This is a genomic window from Dolichospermum sp. UHCC 0315A, assembly GCF_008121535.1.
Lineage (GTDB): Bacteria > Cyanobacteriota > Cyanobacteriia > Cyanobacteriales > Nostocaceae > Dolichospermum > Dolichospermum lemmermannii.
Genome location: NZ_CP043056.1, coordinates 1766661 through 1783294, shown reverse-complemented (window position 1 = coordinate 1783294; position 16634 = coordinate 1766661). Strand labels below are relative to the sequence as shown.

At 39.3% G+C, this 16634-nt stretch carries 21 protein-coding genes; 12 read left to right on the top strand and 9 right to left on the bottom strand.

Going from position 1 to position 16634, the window contains the following annotated elements:
• Positions 1 to 13: 13 nt before the first annotated feature.
• From BMF77_RS08525 to aroQ, 3 genes are all read left to right on the top strand, one after another.
• On the top strand, positions 14 to 472 hold the full coding sequence (locus tag BMF77_RS08525) for a MarR family winged helix-turn-helix transcriptional regulator (protein ID WP_148762112.1): 459 nt from the start codon (positions 14 to 16) through the stop codon (positions 470 to 472).
• Positions 438 to 1703, top strand: coding sequence for an MFS transporter (locus BMF77_RS08520; RefSeq protein WP_148762110.1), 1266 nt, complete (start codon positions 438 to 440; stop codon positions 1701 to 1703). The genes BMF77_RS08525 and BMF77_RS08520 overlap by 35 nt, the downstream gene beginning before the upstream one ends.
• A 227-nt stretch (positions 1704 to 1930) precedes the next feature.
• Positions 1931 to 2617, top strand: a complete 687-nt coding sequence (aroQ, locus tag BMF77_RS08515) for a gamma subclass chorismate mutase AroQ (protein WP_148762108.1) — start codon at positions 1931 to 1933, stop codon at positions 2615 to 2617.
• A gap of 190 nt (positions 2618 to 2807) precedes the next feature.
• Here the strand turns inward: aroQ and BMF77_RS08510 are convergent, their stop codons facing one another.
• The 3 genes from BMF77_RS08510 to BMF77_RS08500 all read right to left on the bottom strand — a co-directional run bounded on the left by BMF77_RS08510 (position 2808) and on the right by BMF77_RS08500 (position 5138).
• A complete protein-coding gene (locus BMF77_RS08510) occupies positions 2808 to 3407 on the bottom strand; it encodes a thioredoxin family protein (protein WP_148762106.1) in 600 nt (199 codons plus the stop codon).
• A 73-nt stretch (positions 3408 to 3480) separates the two neighbouring features.
• Positions 3481 to 4401 carry a TauD/TfdA family dioxygenase gene (locus BMF77_RS08505; protein ID WP_148762104.1) on the bottom strand — a complete coding sequence of 307 codons (921 nt, stop codon included), beginning with the start codon at positions 4399 to 4401 and terminating at the stop codon, positions 3481 to 3483.
• Between the two features lie 44 nt (positions 4402 to 4445).
• The gene (locus BMF77_RS08500; protein WP_148762102.1) at positions 4446 to 5138 is read right to left on the bottom strand and encodes a glutathione S-transferase family protein; all 693 of its coding nucleotides are present in this window, start codon (positions 5136 to 5138) and stop codon (positions 4446 to 4448) included.
• A gap of 138 nt (positions 5139 to 5276) precedes the next feature.
• Here BMF77_RS08500 and BMF77_RS08495 point away from each other — a divergent pair, with 138 nt between their 5' ends.
• The 3 genes from BMF77_RS08495 to BMF77_RS08485 all read left to right on the top strand — a co-directional run bounded on the left by BMF77_RS08495 (position 5277) and on the right by BMF77_RS08485 (position 6536).
• A complete protein-coding gene (locus tag BMF77_RS08495) occupies positions 5277 to 5456 on the top strand; it encodes a hypothetical protein (RefSeq protein ID WP_148762100.1) in 180 nt (59 codons plus the stop codon).
• A gap of 62 nt (positions 5457 to 5518) precedes the next feature.
• A complete protein-coding gene (locus BMF77_RS08490) occupies positions 5519 to 5872 on the top strand; it encodes a DOPA 4,5-dioxygenase family protein (protein ID WP_148762098.1) in 354 nt (117 codons plus the stop codon).
• Positions 5873 to 5882: 10 nt separating this feature from the next.
• Positions 5883 to 6536 (top strand): HAD family hydrolase, encoded by a 654-nt coding sequence (locus BMF77_RS08485; protein WP_148762097.1) that lies wholly within the window; start codon positions 5883 to 5885, stop codon positions 6534 to 6536.
• A gap of 67 nt (positions 6537 to 6603) precedes the next feature.
• Here BMF77_RS08485 and BMF77_RS08480 read toward each other — a convergent pair whose 3' ends face one another.
• Both BMF77_RS08480 and BMF77_RS08475 read right to left on the bottom strand, forming a co-directional pair.
• On the bottom strand, positions 6604 to 6918 hold the full coding sequence (locus tag BMF77_RS08480; protein WP_148762095.1) for a type II toxin-antitoxin system RelE/ParE family toxin: 315 nt from the start codon (positions 6916 to 6918) through the stop codon (positions 6604 to 6606).
• The gene (locus BMF77_RS08475) at positions 6915 to 7181 is read right to left on the bottom strand and encodes a prevent-host-death family protein (RefSeq protein WP_148762093.1); all 267 of its coding nucleotides are present in this window, start codon (positions 7179 to 7181) and stop codon (positions 6915 to 6917) included. The genes BMF77_RS08480 and BMF77_RS08475 overlap by 4 nt, the downstream gene beginning before the upstream one ends.
• A gap of 453 nt (positions 7182 to 7634) precedes the next feature.
• Between BMF77_RS08475 and BMF77_RS08470 the strand changes: the two genes are divergently transcribed.
• Complete coding sequence (locus BMF77_RS08470; RefSeq protein ID WP_148762091.1) at positions 7635 to 7925, top strand: hypothetical protein; 291 nt, start codon at positions 7635 to 7637, stop codon at positions 7923 to 7925.
• A gap of 65 nt (positions 7926 to 7990) precedes the next feature.
• Positions 7991 to 8359 carry a hypothetical protein gene (locus BMF77_RS08465; protein WP_148762089.1) on the top strand — a complete coding sequence of 123 codons (369 nt, stop codon included), beginning with the start codon at positions 7991 to 7993 and terminating at the stop codon, positions 8357 to 8359.
• Here the strand turns inward: BMF77_RS08465 and BMF77_RS08460 are convergent.
• From BMF77_RS08460 to BMF77_RS08445, 4 genes are all read right to left on the bottom strand, one after another.
• On the bottom strand, positions 8356 to 8757 hold the full coding sequence (locus BMF77_RS08460; RefSeq protein ID WP_148762087.1) for a PIN domain-containing protein: 402 nt from the start codon (positions 8755 to 8757) through the stop codon (positions 8356 to 8358). The genes BMF77_RS08465 and BMF77_RS08460 overlap by 4 nt on opposite strands.
• Positions 8750 to 9022, bottom strand: coding sequence for an AbrB/MazE/SpoVT family DNA-binding domain-containing protein (locus tag BMF77_RS08455; RefSeq protein WP_015213494.1), 273 nt, complete (start codon positions 9020 to 9022; stop codon positions 8750 to 8752). The genes BMF77_RS08460 and BMF77_RS08455 overlap by 8 nt, the downstream gene beginning before the upstream one ends.
• 355 nt (positions 9023 to 9377) lie before the next feature.
• Entirely contained in the window at positions 9378 to 9740 is a 363-nt protein-coding gene (locus BMF77_RS08450) for a four-helix bundle copper-binding protein (protein WP_148762085.1), read from the bottom strand.
• A 411-nt stretch (positions 9741 to 10151) separates the two neighbouring features.
• On the bottom strand, positions 10152 to 10280 hold the full coding sequence (locus tag BMF77_RS08445) for a PLP-dependent transferase (protein ID WP_233466999.1): 129 nt from the start codon (positions 10278 to 10280) through the stop codon (positions 10152 to 10154).
• A 445-nt stretch (positions 10281 to 10725) separates the two neighbouring features.
• On the opposite strand from BMF77_RS08445, the gene BMF77_RS08440 reads away from it, so the two are divergent.
• The 4 genes from BMF77_RS08440 (at position 10726) to BMF77_RS08425 (ending at position 16574) form a co-directional block, all read left to right on the top strand.
• Positions 10726 to 12069, top strand: a complete 1344-nt coding sequence (locus BMF77_RS08440; protein WP_148762083.1) for an LLM class flavin-dependent oxidoreductase — start codon at positions 10726 to 10728, stop codon at positions 12067 to 12069.
• A 106-nt stretch (positions 12070 to 12175) separates the two neighbouring features.
• The gene (locus tag BMF77_RS08435; RefSeq protein WP_148762081.1) at positions 12176 to 13540 is read left to right on the top strand and encodes an LLM class flavin-dependent oxidoreductase; all 1365 of its coding nucleotides are present in this window, start codon (positions 12176 to 12178) and stop codon (positions 13538 to 13540) included.
• A gap of 275 nt (positions 13541 to 13815) precedes the next feature.
• Positions 13816 to 15354: an amidohydrolase family protein gene (locus BMF77_RS08430; RefSeq protein WP_148762079.1), complete on the top strand. Its 1539-nt coding sequence runs from the start codon at positions 13816 to 13818 to the stop codon at positions 15352 to 15354.
• A gap of 221 nt (positions 15355 to 15575) precedes the next feature.
• On the top strand, positions 15576 to 16574 hold the full coding sequence (locus BMF77_RS08425; protein WP_148762078.1) for an aldo/keto reductase: 999 nt from the start codon (positions 15576 to 15578) through the stop codon (positions 16572 to 16574).
• The last annotated feature ends 60 nt before the right edge of the window (positions 16575 to 16634 follow it).

Sequence of the window (16634 nt, the reverse complement as noted above, 5' to 3'; positions counted from 1 at the left end):
GAAAAACGATCTTATGAGTTTGGATAAACCCTCTGAAGAATGTGCCGCTAGGGTGATGGAAACAGTCCCCTTATTGATGCGGTTTATCCGAGCCGAAATGCGATCGCACAGTTCTGACTCTTTATCTATACCACAATTGCGATCGCTCGCTTTTCTGAATCGCAATCCTGGTGCTTCCTTGTCTGAGGTAGCAGATCATCTCGGAGTCACCTGTGCTACAGCATCCACAACTATAGAAAAATTAGTTCAACGTAATCTGGTGCAACGGACAGATAATCCTCAAGAACGACGACGAGTAGTCCTGAATTTGACAAAAGAGGGAAAGCTGCTTTTAGAGCAATCCCAGGAAAAAACTCGCGGGGAAATTGCGGAGATTCTAGGGAGTTTGACACCAGAGCAAGTATTACAAATTGAATCAGGCTTGACTCTACTAAAAAATGTCTTCGAGCAAACAGAAACCAACTCACCATAACAGTAAGGCTGCACAACACGATCCTTTTGCAGCCATGAGATTTCGAGATTATCGGCTATTTACCATTGGGCGTGTAGTCCTCTTCACAGGGGGACAAATGCAGACGGTAGCACTGGGCTGGGAGCTATATGAGCGAACAAATTCAGCGATGGCGTTAGGTGGCATCGGTCTGGCGCAGGTTCTCCCCATGATTGCGCTGACGTTGATTACGGGTCACGTTGCTGATAAGAATGACCGAAAAAAGATTACTTTATATTCAATGCTGCTATTAATGTTTTGTTCTCTAACTTTAGCGGCTATTTCCTATTATCAAGGTGCAGTTTTTCTAATTTATGCTTGCTTATTATTAACAGGTGTAGCCAGGGCATTTCTCAAACCTGCGGGTGATGCGCTGATGTGGCAGTTAATACCTACCAGTGCTTTTACCAATGCAGCAACTTGGAATAGTAGCAGCTTTCAATTAGCGTCGGTAATTGGGCCAGCTTTGGGAGGATTCAGCATTGCTCTGTTTAAGAATGCGACGGGAGTATATATATTATCAGCGATCGCAGCACTATCATGTTTTTTCCTCACCGCAGCCATCAAACCCCAAAAAACCGACTTTAAGAAAGAACCAATATCTCTGAAAACCCTAGCTGCTGGGGCTGAATTTGTTTGGAATAATCAACTCATTCTCGCAGCTATCACCCTAGATTTATTTGCTGTTTTGCTGGGTGGTGCAGTGGCATTATTACCCGTTTTTGCTAAAGATATTCTGCACGTTGGGCCTGTGGAATTGGGTTATTTACAAGCCGCCCCATCCATAGGTGCATTAATTATGGCTGCATTGTTGGTATATTTGCCACCTATCCGCAAAGCTGGTCCGGCCTTACTTTGGTCGGTTGTCGGGTTTGGGATTGTGACAATTATTTTTGGGTTATCTCGTTGGGTGTGGTTGTCATTGTTGATGTTGGCATTAAGTGGGGCGTTAGACAGCATTAGCGTGGTAATTCGTCATACTTTGGTGCAAATTCGCACTCCTGACTATTTGCGGGGTCGTGTTGCGGCTATAAATAGTGTGTTTATCAGTGCTTCTAATGAGTTGGGGGGTTTTGAGTCTGGGTTGACTGCGGCTTTATTTGGTCCGGTGTTATCTGTGGTTGGTGGGGGTATTGGGACGATTTTGGTGGTGGTGGCTACGGCGATGATTTGGCCGGATATTAGGAAGTTGGGGGCGTTGCATGAGGATTAATTGTCAGAATCAGGATTTATAGGATTTGAGGATTTACAGGATTTAATTATCTTAGGACTTACGAACAAATCACGGAATAACGAACCACAGAGGCACAGAGTTCACAGAGAAATGAGGTTTTGAGAGATATTTTGAGTAAGTCCTGTAGCTGTATTTTTTTCATCCTGTTAATCCTTTAATCCTGGGCATCCTGATTCAGACAAGAGATAGATTATCTAGGAAATCTTATGAGAGAAGTTGATTTAATGAATTTAAATTATTGCCGGAAATTTACAATATTGCCTATAAATATAGTTCTAGTTGGGTCATTATTCGCTTCTGGGCATTTCTTTCTACTACCAGCTTTGAGTAGCGAATTAGTAGATAATCATGAAATTTCTCAAGTTGAACAACAGCTACGGGTAGAAAAATTGCTCAGGTTAATAACCCAGCGATTGCTGATTGCTCATGATGTTGCTCGCTGGAAGTGGAATAAAAAACAAGCTATAGAAGATATAAAAAGAGAACAAGAATTACTGAGTAAATTGGGTCAACAAGCCATTAAATATGGACTAGATGCGGATACTGTAACTAACTTTTTTCAAGCCCAAATTACAGCCAGCAAGTTAATTCAAACAGCAGATTTTCAAAAATGGCAGCAGCAAGGTATTAAATCTTTCGATGATGTACCAGATTTAAACCAGAGTATTAGACCATCTTTGGATCAATTAAACACAGAATTTTTATCTGTATTAGCTAAACTGAAACCTGTTCTTGGTTGTCCAGCAATGAGAGAAATAATTAAGTCTCGTGCAGAAATAATTATTCGTGGAAATGGAATTAATCAGACTGTACAGAAGTTAACTATTTCACCGCTATTGGATGTTAAAAATACCGCCTGTAATAGCCCAAATTATTCTGTGTTGAAACACTAATTACAGAATTAACAAACTTTAGTTGATGATATTTTAAATGGCAATCAGAAAATAAATCCAGAATTAACCCAAAAATTAGCAGATTTTTTTCATGTGGAAGCAAGTATATTTCATGAATAGGATTATTCTGTAGAGACATTCTATAAAACATCTCTACATTAATTAACAGTTTTCTCCAGAAAATCCCTAACTACCCAACCGCTACCGGAACTTTATAATAAACCGGCTCATTCCCTGCTTTCCATTTGATATTACAACCAATACTCGGTTTTTGCTGCCAAATAATTTCCTGATCTGCTAAAACATAATTAATCGCTTTCCGTAAATCCTGTCCAGTGACAGGTAAATCATTTTTTGGACGACTATCATCTAACTGTCCCCGATAAACAACTTTTCTATTAGCATCAAATACAAAAAAGTCGGGAGTACAAGCTGCAAAAAAATCTTTAGCCGCTTTTTGACTTTCATCATAAAGTAAAGAATAAGATAAATCTATTTCTTGGGCAAAATCTTTAAGTAATTCTGGTGCATCATTAGGATGAGTATTAATATCATTAGAACTAATTGCTAAAAAACCCACATTTCTATTTTTGTAATCTTGTCCTAACTTTGCTAATTCAAATTTGATATGTTGCACAAAAGGACAATGACGACTAACAAAGATAACTACTAAAGCTTTTTTATCAGCAAAGTTTGCCAATGAAATCGTTTGACCTGAAACCACATCTGGGAGATTAAATTTAGGTGCTAAAGTCCCCAAAGGTAACATTGTCGAAGATGTTAAAGCCATAAAATCCAACTCCTTAAATTTTCAAATTCATATCAAAATGGTGCATTACCCTTTGCGGTAATACACCCTAAAGTTAGCCTGTGATTAAGCTTGCTACAAGATTGGGAATATATGCCGCAGAATCTCCTTTAATGGCTTGACTATACTTACCGTCAATACCTAAAGGAATATCACCCGCAATGGTTACACGCTGTACCCGACGGGGTTGATCTCCATAGTCAGCGATCGCATAATGTTGAGTAGCGCGGTTATCCCAAAATGCCACATCACCAACTTTCCATCGCCAACGTACTGTATTCTCAGGTCGTGTAATATAAGATTGCAACAAGCGAATAATATCGGCTGATTCAGTGGGAGATAAACCGCGAATTTGCCGCACAAAACCACCAATAAACAAACCCTTTTCCCCAGATTCAGGATGAATTCTCACTACTGGATGCAAGGTTTCATACACCGTTGAAGTAAACACATCCCGGTAAGATTTAACTTCTTCAGGTATATCAAAGGCTGTGGCATAATCATAAGCATTACTATGTACAGCCCAAAGTTTATCCGCTAAATTACGCAAATGTTCCGGTAAATCTTGGTATGCAGTCACCGAATTTGCCCAAATAGTATCCCCTCCCGCCGGCGGAATTACCAATGCCCGCAAGACCGAGCCAAGGGGCGGACGATCTACAAATGTGACATCGGTATGCCAGCTATTAGCACGGGCAACAGTGCGGCTATAATCTAAATCCAATACTTCTGGATGTCCAGGAAGTGATGGAACTGTGGGATGTGCGGTAGTGATTTCACCGAACCGACGGGCAAAATCCACTTGTCCATTAGCATCAAGTTCCTGTCCACGAAAGAAGATAACTTTATATTCAACTAAGGCTTTTCTAATTTCGCTGATGATTTCATCACTGAGATTTTCAGCGAGATTAACACCTTTAATTTTTGCACCGATGCGTCCAGCAATTGGTTTGATTTCTATGTTTTGATAACTCATAAATCTGTGTTCTCAATTTAGGAATAGTTGAATACAGCGTTTCACTAAGCAGCGACAGGAACAGGAGCAGCAAATTTAGCATATCGCTCAATATAGAACTCTTTGGAGTGAGCGTTGCCTCCGGCGAGCGAAGCTATCGCTTTCACTGATTCACGTTCTTTAAGCGCGTGTTTCCACTGTTTCACACGAGTGAATTCAGCAGGGATACCAAAGCCACGATAATGTTTAAGAGCGCCCCATCTTTCAAACCAGGGGAAAAAGGTAAAATCAACTAAACTGATAGATTCACCAAACCAGTAGGGACCATCTTCAGAAAGTTTTCCTAAACCTTCATTTTCAATAAATTCTAGATGTTTGTAGAGTTCTTGTTTAGCTTCTTCTTGTTTTTGGAAATCTGGACTGCGTAATAGAGTAGAAAAAGCAGGAACTAATCTAGTATTAGCAAAATCTATCCAAATCCGAGCCTGAGCTTTTGCAATGGGGTTGGTAGGTAAAAGCGGTGGGTTAGGAAATACTTCATCCAGATATTCATTAATAACTGCTGATTCCCAAACTCGGTTTTCTCCATGAGTAATTGCAGGTACTTTTCCATAAGGAGAAACTTTTGTAAAACCTTCTGGTTTATTCTGCAAATCAATTTCAATCAAATCAAAATCAATACCCTTTTCTTGAAGTACCAAGCGGGTACGGTGAGCATAAGGACAAACAACCGCACTATAAATCTTAATGTCAGCCATGTTGGAGTTCCTTTGTAAATTAGGATTTGTGTTGGGGTATGGGGAATTTGTTGACATCAAAAACCCAAATCTTAAATAATTTAGATGTAGAGACGTGACCTGGGTAGGGATTCTCGTCTCTACATTCTTTTCCACCAGATGTCTAATACCAAAACTAGCGCAGACATGACTATTGCTAGTTATCTGTGCATCACCCGTGACGGGTTGGGACAAAATAAAAACTACAGTTTGTTGACCGATTTATCGGTGTTTGTTTTAGTAGTATTACATGACCAGAAAGAAAATTCAAGTGGTTTAACTAAATTTATGGTTGACTAATGATTAGTATATCTAAATAATTGTTAAGTTATACTTGAGGATAAGAAGTAAAATCAAGAACTATGAATACAAATACTGATATTGCTGGTTTTCATGCACATATTTACTTTGATACCGCTAGTCGTGAAGCGGCTGCTCGTGTAAGAGAAGGTTTAGGTGCTAAATTTGATGTAAGATTGGGACGTTGGCATGAACAACCTGTAGGACCACACCCAAAATCAATGTATCAAGTGGCTTTTTTACCACATCAGTTTGGTGAAGTTGTGCCTTGGTTAATGGTTAATCGTGAAGGTTTAGATATTTTAGTTCACCCAGAAACGGGAGATGATGTCAAAGATCATACAGATAATTCTCTGTGGTTAGGGGAGAAGCTACCGTTAAATATTGAGTTTCTGCAAAGGCTGAAAACTATTTAAATTTACAAAAATGCTTTCTTATACAGTCCTTTTTGACCTAGACGGAACTCTAACTGATCCTAAACTGGGGATTACTCGCTGTATTCAGTATGCTTTATCGGAGCTTGGTTATAAACCACCAGATGCTAATGAATTGCTTTGGTGTATTGGACCACCACTGAAAAGCAGTTTTTCCCAGTTATTGCAAACCTTTGATGACACATTGCTGGAGGAGGCAATTTCACTGTATCGTAGTCGCTTTTCTACAATTGGGTTATTTGAAAACTCCCTTTATCCGCTAATTCCCGAAACTCTAAAAACTATTCGTGCTGCTGGTTATCAGACTTTTGTAGCAACTTCTAAACCTCAAATTTATGCTACACGCATTATTGAATATTTTGATTTAGCACTTTTTTTTGATGGTGTTTATGGTAGCGAATTGGATGGTAATAGAAGTGTGAAAGGTGATTTAATTTCCTACATTATAGAGAGAGAAAGTCTTTCAGCTTCTACTGTTGTTATGGTAGGCGATAGGCTACATGATATCATCGGAGCTAAGAAAAATAATATTGCTGCAATTGGTGTGACTTATGGCTATGGAAGTAGGGAGGAATTGGAAACTCACAAAGCTGATTTAATTGCTGATTGTCCAGATGAGATTCCTACATTATTACCTTTGATTTGATCGCTCAACTCTGATCACTATTAAAAGCGATACTTACAGAAAATTATGCTATAGCTAACAAACATCATTATGACTCTTCACTTAAATAAGATTGGTGACTATTACGAACATGAATAATGGCGATAATATCTTCTTCGACTACAAACAAAACTCGATATTTTCTTTGTTTTCCAATCCAGAGTTGACGAATTTCACCACCAATTACTTTTGCTTCTGGTGCTATCATACAGCGATTAGGAAATTTTTGTAATGATGCTATAGCATCTTCAAGTTCATAGTACCAATTGTTTGCTACTTCAGGACTCAGATTATCGCACATCCAACGATAAGCAGTTTCGATTTCTTGAAAAGCTGTAGGTTGAATAATAACTTGGTAATTCATGAGCGAGGAGGAATATTAAATTTGTTTTTTAGGGTTGCTAATGCTTGATCGGCTGGTATTCCTTCACCTTGCTTAAATTCATCTAGTCCTTTACGAATACCTACTATTGTTTCTAAGTAATCAATTCGTTCTAAGAGTTCTTGATATGTACTTAGAGGCTGTTTTGGGGTTGTTTTCCGTGATTGTAAAAAACTCAGCAGATCCTCTAGAAGTTCGTTGGGGGTGTTGTCAATTTCTTGTAAGAGTAATTCTTTGATAGTCATTACAGTTAACTGTGAAGATTGATATTTCTATTATAGTGATGTCTTTGCTCTGACTGTGTAAGGAATATGGTAAGCGTTCGATAACTGTGTAGAAAGTGCGATCGCGAAGCACTCCGTAGGAATCTCGAAACGCTGCTGTAAGCAGATCGCTTTCACGATATCATTGGAGCTAAGAAAAATAATATTACTTCAATTGGTGTGACTTATGGTTATGGAATGGAAGTAGGAAAGAGTTGGAAACTCATGAAGCTGTTTTAATTGCTGATTCGACCGATGAGATTCCTCCATTACTACCTTTGATTTGGTCAAAAAATTTGCTATACTGCTGAAAATCATCTTGTTTAAGAAAACCATTTGCTGCTTTAAGTGATCACTAGATGATCAACTTTTGTATAAAGTGGTACAATTTAATGTGATCAACCAAAATGGTAATATTTTATAATTGGTGAATTTATGATTGATATTCCTTACAAGCCAAGTAGTCTTATCGGGATGGAAAAAAAGTTTCAACCTGATTTTGATAAATTAGTATCTGAATTTGGCAATTATTGCGACATTTTTATTAGAAAATATGACTATAGAAGAATGATGGCAGCAGGAATAGTTAACCGTTATTCCAACGTAGCTATAACTATTCACTTTATAAAAGGTAATATTCCTCTTGGAGATCCATTAAATACAAACTTGCTTAATAAAGTAAAAAACCATTTGATTTCCTTAAATCCAGAAGATTTGATACTTTAAGCAAGCAGGGTGCGTTAAAACTACAAATTTTTACTCCAAATAATTCAGTAACCAAGGAAAAGATTATGAGAATTGGCGGAAAAATATCAGAAAACTCTGAAAAAAAACCTCCTAGAATATACACCGCGCAAGAGTTTAATGCACAAGTAGACAATGATATTAAAGAGTTTCTTGCTAATCTTGAATACTGGAATTATTTACCAAAGTTAAATGTAATGCGTCATAAAAAACATAATTATGATGTTGACTTCGATCAAATTATTGATGATTCTAGTTTATGTAATTGGATTATGCACATATATAACAAGCCCTGGATGGAAGAACCTGCTGTTCTGGAGTTTCTTGATTTTGCATCAATTTACCGAGACAGCTATGAACGAAATTATCAATCAGAAAATGTTAAAAAGTATTTGTCAAATGATGATGAACTTTAACGAATCAAAGTAATAGTAATTCCCAGAGATAAACTAGTCCAGACTTTATCTGCTGTTAATACAGGCAAATTCAATCGTTTACCTAAAGCAAGACAAGCACGATCTCCTAATGATAATCCTGCACTTTTAGTTAAAGGTCGAAATTTAGCTATAGTTATAGCATCTTCCTCATTGCAAGCAATAATTTCTAGACTATTTTCTAATAATCCTTCATCTCTCAATCGTTTAATAATTTCGTCTGGTGATTCTCCTAAATCAACAACTTTTGATAATACCTCTACCCAATTAATAATACTGATATAGCATCCATCAATCAACGCATTTTCTACAATTTCTGCTCCTGGTTCATCTCTAAGATAAGCTAAAAAGGCAGAAGCATCTAACACAGATTTATTCACTTAAATACTCCTGTCTGCGTTCCTGGATAAGTTCATCAACCAAGTTTCTATCAGGTGATTTATCTTTTAATAAACCTCTTAATTTTTTAACTTGTTGTTTGAGGCTGACTAATTGGAGTTTTCCGTTATCTTCCAGAGTTAAAATTAATCTGTCTCCAGATTCTAAATTGAGTATTTCTTGGATTTCTTGGGGTAAAGTTAAACGCCCTTCCGGTTCAATATCAAGTGTATAGTGTTGAGGAATTGATGAATTAGCAAGTGTCATAGCTTGATATTCCCTTTTTTTGTACCTATATTCTAGTTTAGCAAAAATAAAAGCCTTTCTCGGCAAAATTACCTTGTGCAGTTCCTACTCCTAACACTCTTCGAGTATCAATACCAGAACTACCTAAAAGATAACCTAAAGAAGAATATTTAATTACCAGAAATAACTAGAAGTTGATAGTCTAATAGTTACAGACTGTGCTTTATATACAGAATCAAATATCAAATTAAATTCATTAGTGAATTTAGTATATATAGTTTTGTTGATTTCCACCAAAGCTACAAACGCTCAGACTGATTATAGCCTGAGCGTTTGACCATGAGGTCGCAGATAAACTTCTGCAAGTAAAGAATAATTAAACAGGCATCATTTGCATGGATCTGCACGATTCTGCACATCTACGGCAAGCAGCAGCACATTCCATCATCTTGCTATCATCGCTCATTTTTTCGCAGGTTATTGCACAGCGATCGCACATTTCCGCACATAACATACAAGTGCGATCGCTGAACTCAGAACCAGCCATCATCATATTTGTACACATCATGCACATTTCTGCACAATCTCGCAGCATTGTCATCATGGTTATATCCATGTACTTACCACCTTTAGTCATACAGTAAGTCATGGTTTCTAGGCACATTTTATGACATTCCATGCAAGCGTTCACGCACATTTGCATTTCGTTGGTCATAGATTTAGTCATCATCATCATCATAGTAAATACTCCTTGATTTTTTGATATGTATCTTCAGTCCTGAGCCGGACTAATTACAACGCTAATTAAAAGTTTTTCAAAAATCAATGGGTATGCAACTCTAAATTAAAATTGATAATTCCGATAGAATTGTCGGAGTTTGTGTAGCATTGCTAGATAAATTAATGATATTTTTTTGATGAAGTTCTGATTAAATAAGGGTTACAAACTTTATTTTAAATTTTATGATTTAGTAAAGTTATCAGCTTTTCAATTAGATATATATATCCATATTGACTTATTACAAAAAATTAATATTATTATTTCTTAACAAAAACCAAAAAACAGCGTTAATTTTTTCTATAAAAGCAGAAGTTATTAACTTTAACTAATAAACTTCTGCCTTTTTATCCTCTATCTTATTGCTGATTATCAAGATAGAGAATTTTCTAAATCAGCTTGCAAATCTAGATAATGCTCAATTCCGACTGACAACCTGACCAAATTATCCTTAATACCCCGTTTAAGTCTTTCTGGTTCTGGAAGTGAACCATGAGTCATTTTGCTGGGATAGCAAAGAAGTGATTCAACACCTCCCAAACTCTACTGTATTTGCACTCAGTAGTTAAATAGTGCATTTGAACTATACGCTGTATTCAAATTGAGCGATCGCACACCCTGCACACTTTAGAGTCATCAAATACTTAGAATATCTAACAATTAGCTGCTAACAAATTTAGTTAATCAATTTTTTCTTAAAAGGTACTTGCTTTTTCATGAGAGTTGTGAGATTCTACTATTAATGTACGATAAATCAGTCGAGATACAGTAGTTTATTAATAACCCACCACTAACGCTAATGCGTACAGCTATGGCTAAGGAGTTGAAAAAGCTTTGCTAATAACTAAATATGCAGCAGTTACAGTGGCATAACTGACAACTGCTATCCCAGAAAATCATTATCATCCTATATTCATTTAGTAAAAAATATTACTTGGAGTCTAATATGAGCAAACAACAAAAACAACTAAGACTAGGTGCATTTTTACCCGGAGCAGGTCAGCACGTTGCCGCTTGGCGACATCCCCAAGCACAAAGTAATGGCGCTCTCAACTTTGAGCATTATAAACAGATAGCCCAAACAGCCGAGCGCGGTAAATTTGACGCATTTTTTCTCGCCGACGGTTTAGCCTTACAACAACGCCGTGGTGCGGAAGGACGTACAGCCTTCGGTGGGGACTTTGAACCTGTCACCCTCTTCTCAGCCTTGTCTGCGGTGACAGAGAAGATTGGTTTTATCGCCACTGCTTCTACCACTTATGAAGATCCGTATATTCTCGCACGCAAATTTGCTTCCTTAGATCATATTTCTGGAGGAAGAGCAGGCTGGAATGTAGTCACAACTGGTAGTAGTGAAACAGCCGGCAATTTCGGTTTGGAAAACCATCCTATTCACGCAGATCGCTATATTCGCGCCCATGAATTTATTGATGTAGTCAAAGGTTTGTGGGATAGTTGGGAAGACGACGCTTTTGTTCGTGATAAGCAAACAGCTTTTTACTACGACCCCAATAAAATACATGAACTGAACCATAAAGGTAGATTCTTCTCCGTGCGCGGACCATTGAATATTGCCCGTCCGCCCCAAGGTTATCCTGTAATCGTGCAAGCAGGTTCTTCTGAAGATGGTAAAGAACTTGCAGGTAGAACTGCGGAAGTTATATTTACTGCTCAACAAACTCTAGAAGATGCTCAAGCCTTCTATGCAGATGTTAAAGGTAGATTAGCAAAATATGGCCGCACACCAGACCAACTCAAAGTTATGCCCGGTGTCTTTCCCGTAGTTGGCATTACAGAAGCAGAAGCAAAAGCCAAGTATCAGGAACTGCAAGATTTAATTCATCCCCAGGTTGGTTTAGCTTTATTACAAGGACTTATAGGCACGGATCTTTCCTCTTATCCCCTTGATGAACCACTGCCAGATTTACCAGAAACCAATGATAACAAAAGCCGCCAAGCATTATTAATTGATATTGCCCGCAAACACAATTTTACCATTCGTGAGCTTTATCAATGGATTGCGGGAGCGCGTGGTCATTGGACAATTATTGGAACACCAGTGCAGATTGCAGATCAACTGGAAAGCTGGTTTGTCAATGATGCTGCTGATGGCTTTAACATTATGCCTCCTTATCTTCCCGGTGGACTGGATGATTTTGTTGATTTAGTAATTCCTGAATTACAACGGCGGGGTTTATTCCGCACTGAGTATGAAGGAACAACTCTGCGTGAAAATCTGGGTTTATCTCGTCCAGTTAATCAATATCAAAAGGTATTAGCAGCAGTTTAATAATTGGGTTTCGCGCAGAGACGCAAAGGAGCAAAGGCGCAAAGTTTTAGATTTTAAATCTAAGGTTGAGCCAATTTGCAATTACACCATACAAAGATAAAAATATATGAGCGCAAAACGTCAGTTTCGATTAGGTGCATTTATTCAAGCTACTGGTCATCATATTTCTGCTTGGCGACACCCCAATACACAAATAGATGCAGGTTTGAATTTTGAGCATTACAAGGAAATTACTCAAACTGCGGAACGGGGGTTATTTGATGCTGTTTTTCTAGCAGATAGTCCAGGCGTTTGGGGTGGTTCTCCTGAAACTCAAATTCGTAATGGTAAAATAGCTCATTTTGAGCCTGTTACTCTATTTTCTGCTTTATCCTCTGTCACCAAAAACATCGGTTTTATTTCCACTGCTTCCACTACCTACGAAGAACCGTACACTTTGGCACGGAAGTTTGCGTCCCTAGACCATTTGAGTAATGGCCGTGCAGGATGGAATGTAGTCACCACAGGGAATGAGAATGCGGCGGCTAATTTTGGACTGGAACATCATCCAGAACACAGCCAACGTTATGAACGGGCTGAAGAGTTTGTGGAAGTGGTGCAAGGTCTGTGGGATAGTTGGGAGGATGATGCCTTTATCAAAGATAGAGAATCTGGTGTTTATTTCGATGCCGACAAACTGCACACATTGAATCACAAGGGCAAACATTTTTCTGTTAGGGGTCCGTTAAATGTTGCTCGTCCACCCCAAGGTTATCCTGTCATTGTCCAAGCTGGTGCTTCTGAACCAGGAAGAGATTTAGCGGCACGCACTGCTGAGGTAATTTTCACTGCTAATCAAACTTTAGCCGATGCTCAGGAATTTTACGCGGATGTTAAAGGGCGGTTGGCGAAATATGGACGTTCTCCAGACGATCTTAAAATCATGCCTGGTGCTTTTCCCATCATAGGGCGAACGGAAGAAGAAGCTCAGGAAAAATATGAGTTTTTGCAATCTTTAATTCATCCCGATGTAGCTTGGGGAATTCTCAAAAATTATTACAAAGGCGTGGATTTATCACAATACTCTTTTGATGATTTAGCGCCAGAATTGCCTAGTGATACTAATAATAATAAGAGTCGCTTAAAACTGGTGAAGGATTTAGCTAATCGTGGCGGTCTTACCTTACGTCAATTGTATCTATCTTTGGCGACTGCACGGGGTCATCGTACCATTTTGGGGACTCCTGAAGCGATCGCTGATCAATTAGAAGAATGGTTTATCAATGGTGCTGCGGATGGTTTTAATATTATGCCACCGATCCTACCTACAGGATTGGATGAGTTTGTGAATTTAGTCGTTCCTGTTCTGCAAAAACGCGGACTCTTTCGTACTGAATACGAGGGTAGCACCTTGCGTGAAAACCTTGGTTTACGTCGTCCAGTTAATCGTTTTGCTGTTCAACAACAGGAAAAAACATTGGCATTTGCGTAAATGATTTCTACAGATCCCCGACTTCTCAAAGAAGTCGGGGATCTAAACCATCCCGTCAGCACAGACGTTAAAAGCCTACCGGGGTTTCAAACTATCGGAAAGTTAGGCTTGTCAAAAAGACAAGAATCTTCAATCTCACGTTCAACACTCAAGTCAAAATCAACAGCACAATCTCCCACAGATTCCCGATTTCTTGAAAATTCATAACTTTTAGATTCTGCAATTGTTTGAGAAGTCAGGGATCTAAGTTGTCTTGTAACTTTTCTAAGGAAAATATGACTAAATATAGCAAATTGAAAAGCTCTCCTTCCGCCGCAGTTAGAGCTAATCTCGATTATCCTGTCATTGATACTGATGTTCACACTAATGACTTTACTCCTGCTCTTGAGGATTATATTGCTCACTACGGCGGTGTGAAGCTGGTAGATGAATTACGCAAAGCTGAATCCTCCCGTCTCAATTCCAAGACTGAAGGTAAAGACTGGTATCAACAAACTCCAGAAGAACGTCAGAACAACCGCACAATTCGCTCCCCTTGGTGGGCTAGAGTAACTCGTAATACCTTAGATTTAGCTACCTACACTCTGCCCGCATTACTCTATGAACGGCAAGCAGAGCAAGGCTCAGACTATTCTGTACTATTTCCTAATAATGCCTTAGCTGCGGCTGGTGCAAGTAAGGAGAATCGGCAATTATTGCAACGGGCAATCAATCACTATCATGCTGATATTTACCGCCCATATAGCGATCGCTTGACCGTGGTAGCTGGTATCCCCATGACTACTCCCCAAGAAGCAATTGAAGAGTTAGAATTTGCAGTAAAAACACTGGGATTAAAGGTGGCAAATATTCCTGGTGGTGTAAAAAGACCAATTAAAGCAATAGCTGATAAATACCCAGCCGATCAATTCCCCGAAATTGGCAAATATGCCTCTTACATTGACTTTTTCGGTCTAGATAGTGAATACGACTATGATCCCTTCTGGGCTAAAGCCGTTGAATTAGGTGTACCGATCACCACCCATTATGGTAGCCAAGGATGGACAGGACGTTCCTCCATCAGTAACTACATGAACAACCATATCGGTCACTTTGCTGATGGTTCACAAGCATTTGCGAAAGCATTGTTCTTTGGTGGTGTAACTAGAAGATTCCCACAATTGCGTGTTGGGATGCTTGAAGGTGGTGCAGATTGGGGCGCTCACGTCTACATTCATTTGGTAGATCGTTTCTCCAAACGGAGTTTAGAAGGATTGCAAAACTACAATCCAGACCTCACAAACGCTGATGAGTTATTCGAGTTGTTTGCAGAGTATGGTGGAGAAATTACTCAAGGGTATTCTCTCAGCAAAGAAGAGTTAACCAAGAGTGTATTGGGTTCTTCCTTCAACCGTCATAGCCGTTCACCAGTGGGTAGTGAATTGGAAGATTTTGGTGCAGCAGGTATTCAGTCAATTGAAGATATCCGCGATTCCTGGGTGAACAGTTTCTTCTTTGGTTCTGAATCAGATGATCGCACCATTGCAGCAGCATTCAACGACAAAGCCAACCCATTGGGAGTCAAACTCAACGCCATTTACTCCTCCGATGTTGGTCACTGGGATGTACCCGATCTCACCGCACCTTTAGCGGAAAGTTGGGATTTGGTCAGAGAAGGCGTAATTTCTGAAGATGACTTCAAGGCCTATGTATTCGGCAATCCTTATAAATTCTACACCGAAGCCAACCCCGATTTCTTCAAAGGTACAGCAGTAGAATCAAAACTACCTCAGACCGAATCTCAAGTAGAGAACAAAACTTTGGTAGCTGTGTAGATGACCTTGTGAGGTTACGCCAAATAAATCCCATAGAGACGTTATACATAACGTCTCTACATCAAATAATGAAGAAAATGAACCGCAGAGGCGCAGAGGACGCAGAGAAATTAAGAAAAGAGAAGATTAGTGAATTATGAGTAACTCTAATATATTTAGACCATACTCTTGCATCTCTATTCCTTTGCGCCTCTGCGTGAGACAAAAATTCTACAACTAATATGACATTACCAACAACCAAACTCGGACAAACCGGACTCACCGTTTCCCGACTCGTTCTCGGTACAATGACCTTCGGACTACAAACCGATGAAGAAACCTCTATAAAAATCCTTGATACCGCAGCCGAAGCTGGAATCAACTTTCTCGATACAGCCGATGTTTATCCCCTTGGTGGTGGACTACCCACTGCTGGACGAACTGAGGAAATCATTGGTCGTTGGTTAAAAGGTAAACGCGAACATTTTATTGTTGCTACTAAAGCCGTCGGTAAAGTCGGTTCTGCACCTTGGGATCAGGGATCTTCCCGCAAACATATTCTCGATGCCATTGATGCTTCCCTGAGACGACTAGGAACTGATTATGTTGACCTGTATCAATTGCATTCTGATGATGCTTCAACTCCCCTCGATGAAACCCTAGAAGCACTCGATACAATAGTTCGGGCTGGTAAAGTCCGCTATATCGGAGTTTCCAACTTCTTAGCTTACCGACTAGCCCGCGCTTTGGGTCGTGCAGATGTCCGTCATTTGACTCGCTTCGTCTCCATTCAACCCCGCTATAACCTTTTATTTCGGGAAATTGAGCGAGAATTATTACCTCTAGCCCAAGAAGAAGGACTGGCTGTAATTCCTTACAATCCTTTAGCAGGTGGACTGCTGACAGGTAAACATAATCTGGCTGAAGGACCAACATCAGGTACTCGTTTTACTTTGGGTGCAGCCGCAGAGCGTTATCAAGACCGTTATTGGCATGACCGCGAATTTAATACTGTGGAACAATTACGCGCAGTGGCGGATTTAGCAGGATTGTCGCTGACTACCTTAGCATTGGCTTGGGTTCTGGCTAATCCGATTATTACTGCTCCCATCATTGGTGCTAGTCGTCCAGAACAACTCCTGGACAGCCTCAAAGCTGTGGAAGTCAAACTTGACGACAATTTGAAACAAAAATTAGACGATATCACCGCAGAATATCGTAGGGGAGATTCTCTGCGTTAGGTAGCTTTTGGATGATTTTATTAAACTTTACCGGACGGTTGTTCCAGCCGTCTATTTTTA

Excerpts from the sequence above, each read along its gene's own strand:
- BMF77_RS08510 (WP_148762106.1), bottom strand. The coding sequence starts at position 3,407 with ATGGCTTTAACATCTTCGACAATGTTACCTTTGGGGACTTTAGCACCT.
- BMF77_RS08430 (WP_148762079.1), top strand. The coding sequence starts at position 13,816 with ATGACTAAATATAGCAAATTGAAAAGCTCTCCTTCCGCCGCAGTTAGA.
- BMF77_RS08525 (WP_148762112.1), top strand. The coding sequence starts at position 14 with ATGAGTTTGGATAAACCCTCTGAAGAATGTGCCGCTAGGGTGATGGAA.
- aroQ (WP_148762108.1), top strand. The coding sequence starts at position 1,931 with ATGAGAGAAGTTGATTTAATGAATTTAAATTATTGCCGGAAATTTACA.
- BMF77_RS08470 (WP_148762091.1), top strand. The coding sequence starts at position 7,635 with ATGATTGATATTCCTTACAAGCCAAGTAGTCTTATCGGGATGGAAAAA.
- BMF77_RS08465 (WP_148762089.1), top strand. The coding sequence starts at position 7,991 with ATGAGAATTGGCGGAAAAATATCAGAAAACTCTGAAAAAAAACCTCCT.
- BMF77_RS08490 (WP_148762098.1), top strand. The coding sequence starts at position 5,519 with ATGAATACAAATACTGATATTGCTGGTTTTCATGCACATATTTACTTT.
- BMF77_RS08520 (WP_148762110.1), top strand. The coding sequence starts at position 438 with ATGTCTTCGAGCAAACAGAAACCAACTCACCATAACAGTAAGGCTGCA.
- BMF77_RS08485 (WP_148762097.1), top strand. The coding sequence starts at position 5,883 with ATGCTTTCTTATACAGTCCTTTTTGACCTAGACGGAACTCTAACTGAT.
- BMF77_RS08480 (WP_148762095.1), bottom strand. The coding sequence starts at position 6,918 with ATGAATTACCAAGTTATTATTCAACCTACAGCTTTTCAAGAAATCGAA.
- BMF77_RS08475 (WP_148762093.1), bottom strand. The coding sequence starts at position 7,181 with ATGACTATCAAAGAATTACTCTTACAAGAAATTGACAACACCCCCAAC.
- BMF77_RS08500 (WP_148762102.1), bottom strand. The coding sequence starts at position 5,138 with ATGGCTGACATTAAGATTTATAGTGCGGTTGTTTGTCCTTATGCTCAC.
- BMF77_RS08445 (WP_233466999.1), bottom strand. The coding sequence starts at position 10,280 with ATGACTCATGGTTCACTTCCAGAACCAGAAAGACTTAAACGGGGTATT.
- BMF77_RS08450 (WP_148762085.1), bottom strand. The coding sequence starts at position 9,740 with ATGATGATGATGATGACTAAATCTATGACCAACGAAATGCAAATGTGC.
- BMF77_RS08495 (WP_148762100.1), top strand. The coding sequence starts at position 5,277 with ATGTCTAATACCAAAACTAGCGCAGACATGACTATTGCTAGTTATCTG.
- BMF77_RS08455 (WP_015213494.1), bottom strand. The coding sequence starts at position 9,022 with ATGACACTTGCTAATTCATCAATTCCTCAACACTATACACTTGATATT.
- BMF77_RS08425 (WP_148762078.1), top strand. The coding sequence starts at position 15,576 with ATGACATTACCAACAACCAAACTCGGACAAACCGGACTCACCGTTTCC.
- BMF77_RS08435 (WP_148762081.1), top strand. The coding sequence starts at position 12,176 with ATGAGCGCAAAACGTCAGTTTCGATTAGGTGCATTTATTCAAGCTACT.
- BMF77_RS08440 (WP_148762083.1), top strand. The coding sequence starts at position 10,726 with ATGAGCAAACAACAAAAACAACTAAGACTAGGTGCATTTTTACCCGGA.
- BMF77_RS08505 (WP_148762104.1), bottom strand. The coding sequence starts at position 4,401 with ATGAGTTATCAAAACATAGAAATCAAACCAATTGCTGGACGCATCGGT.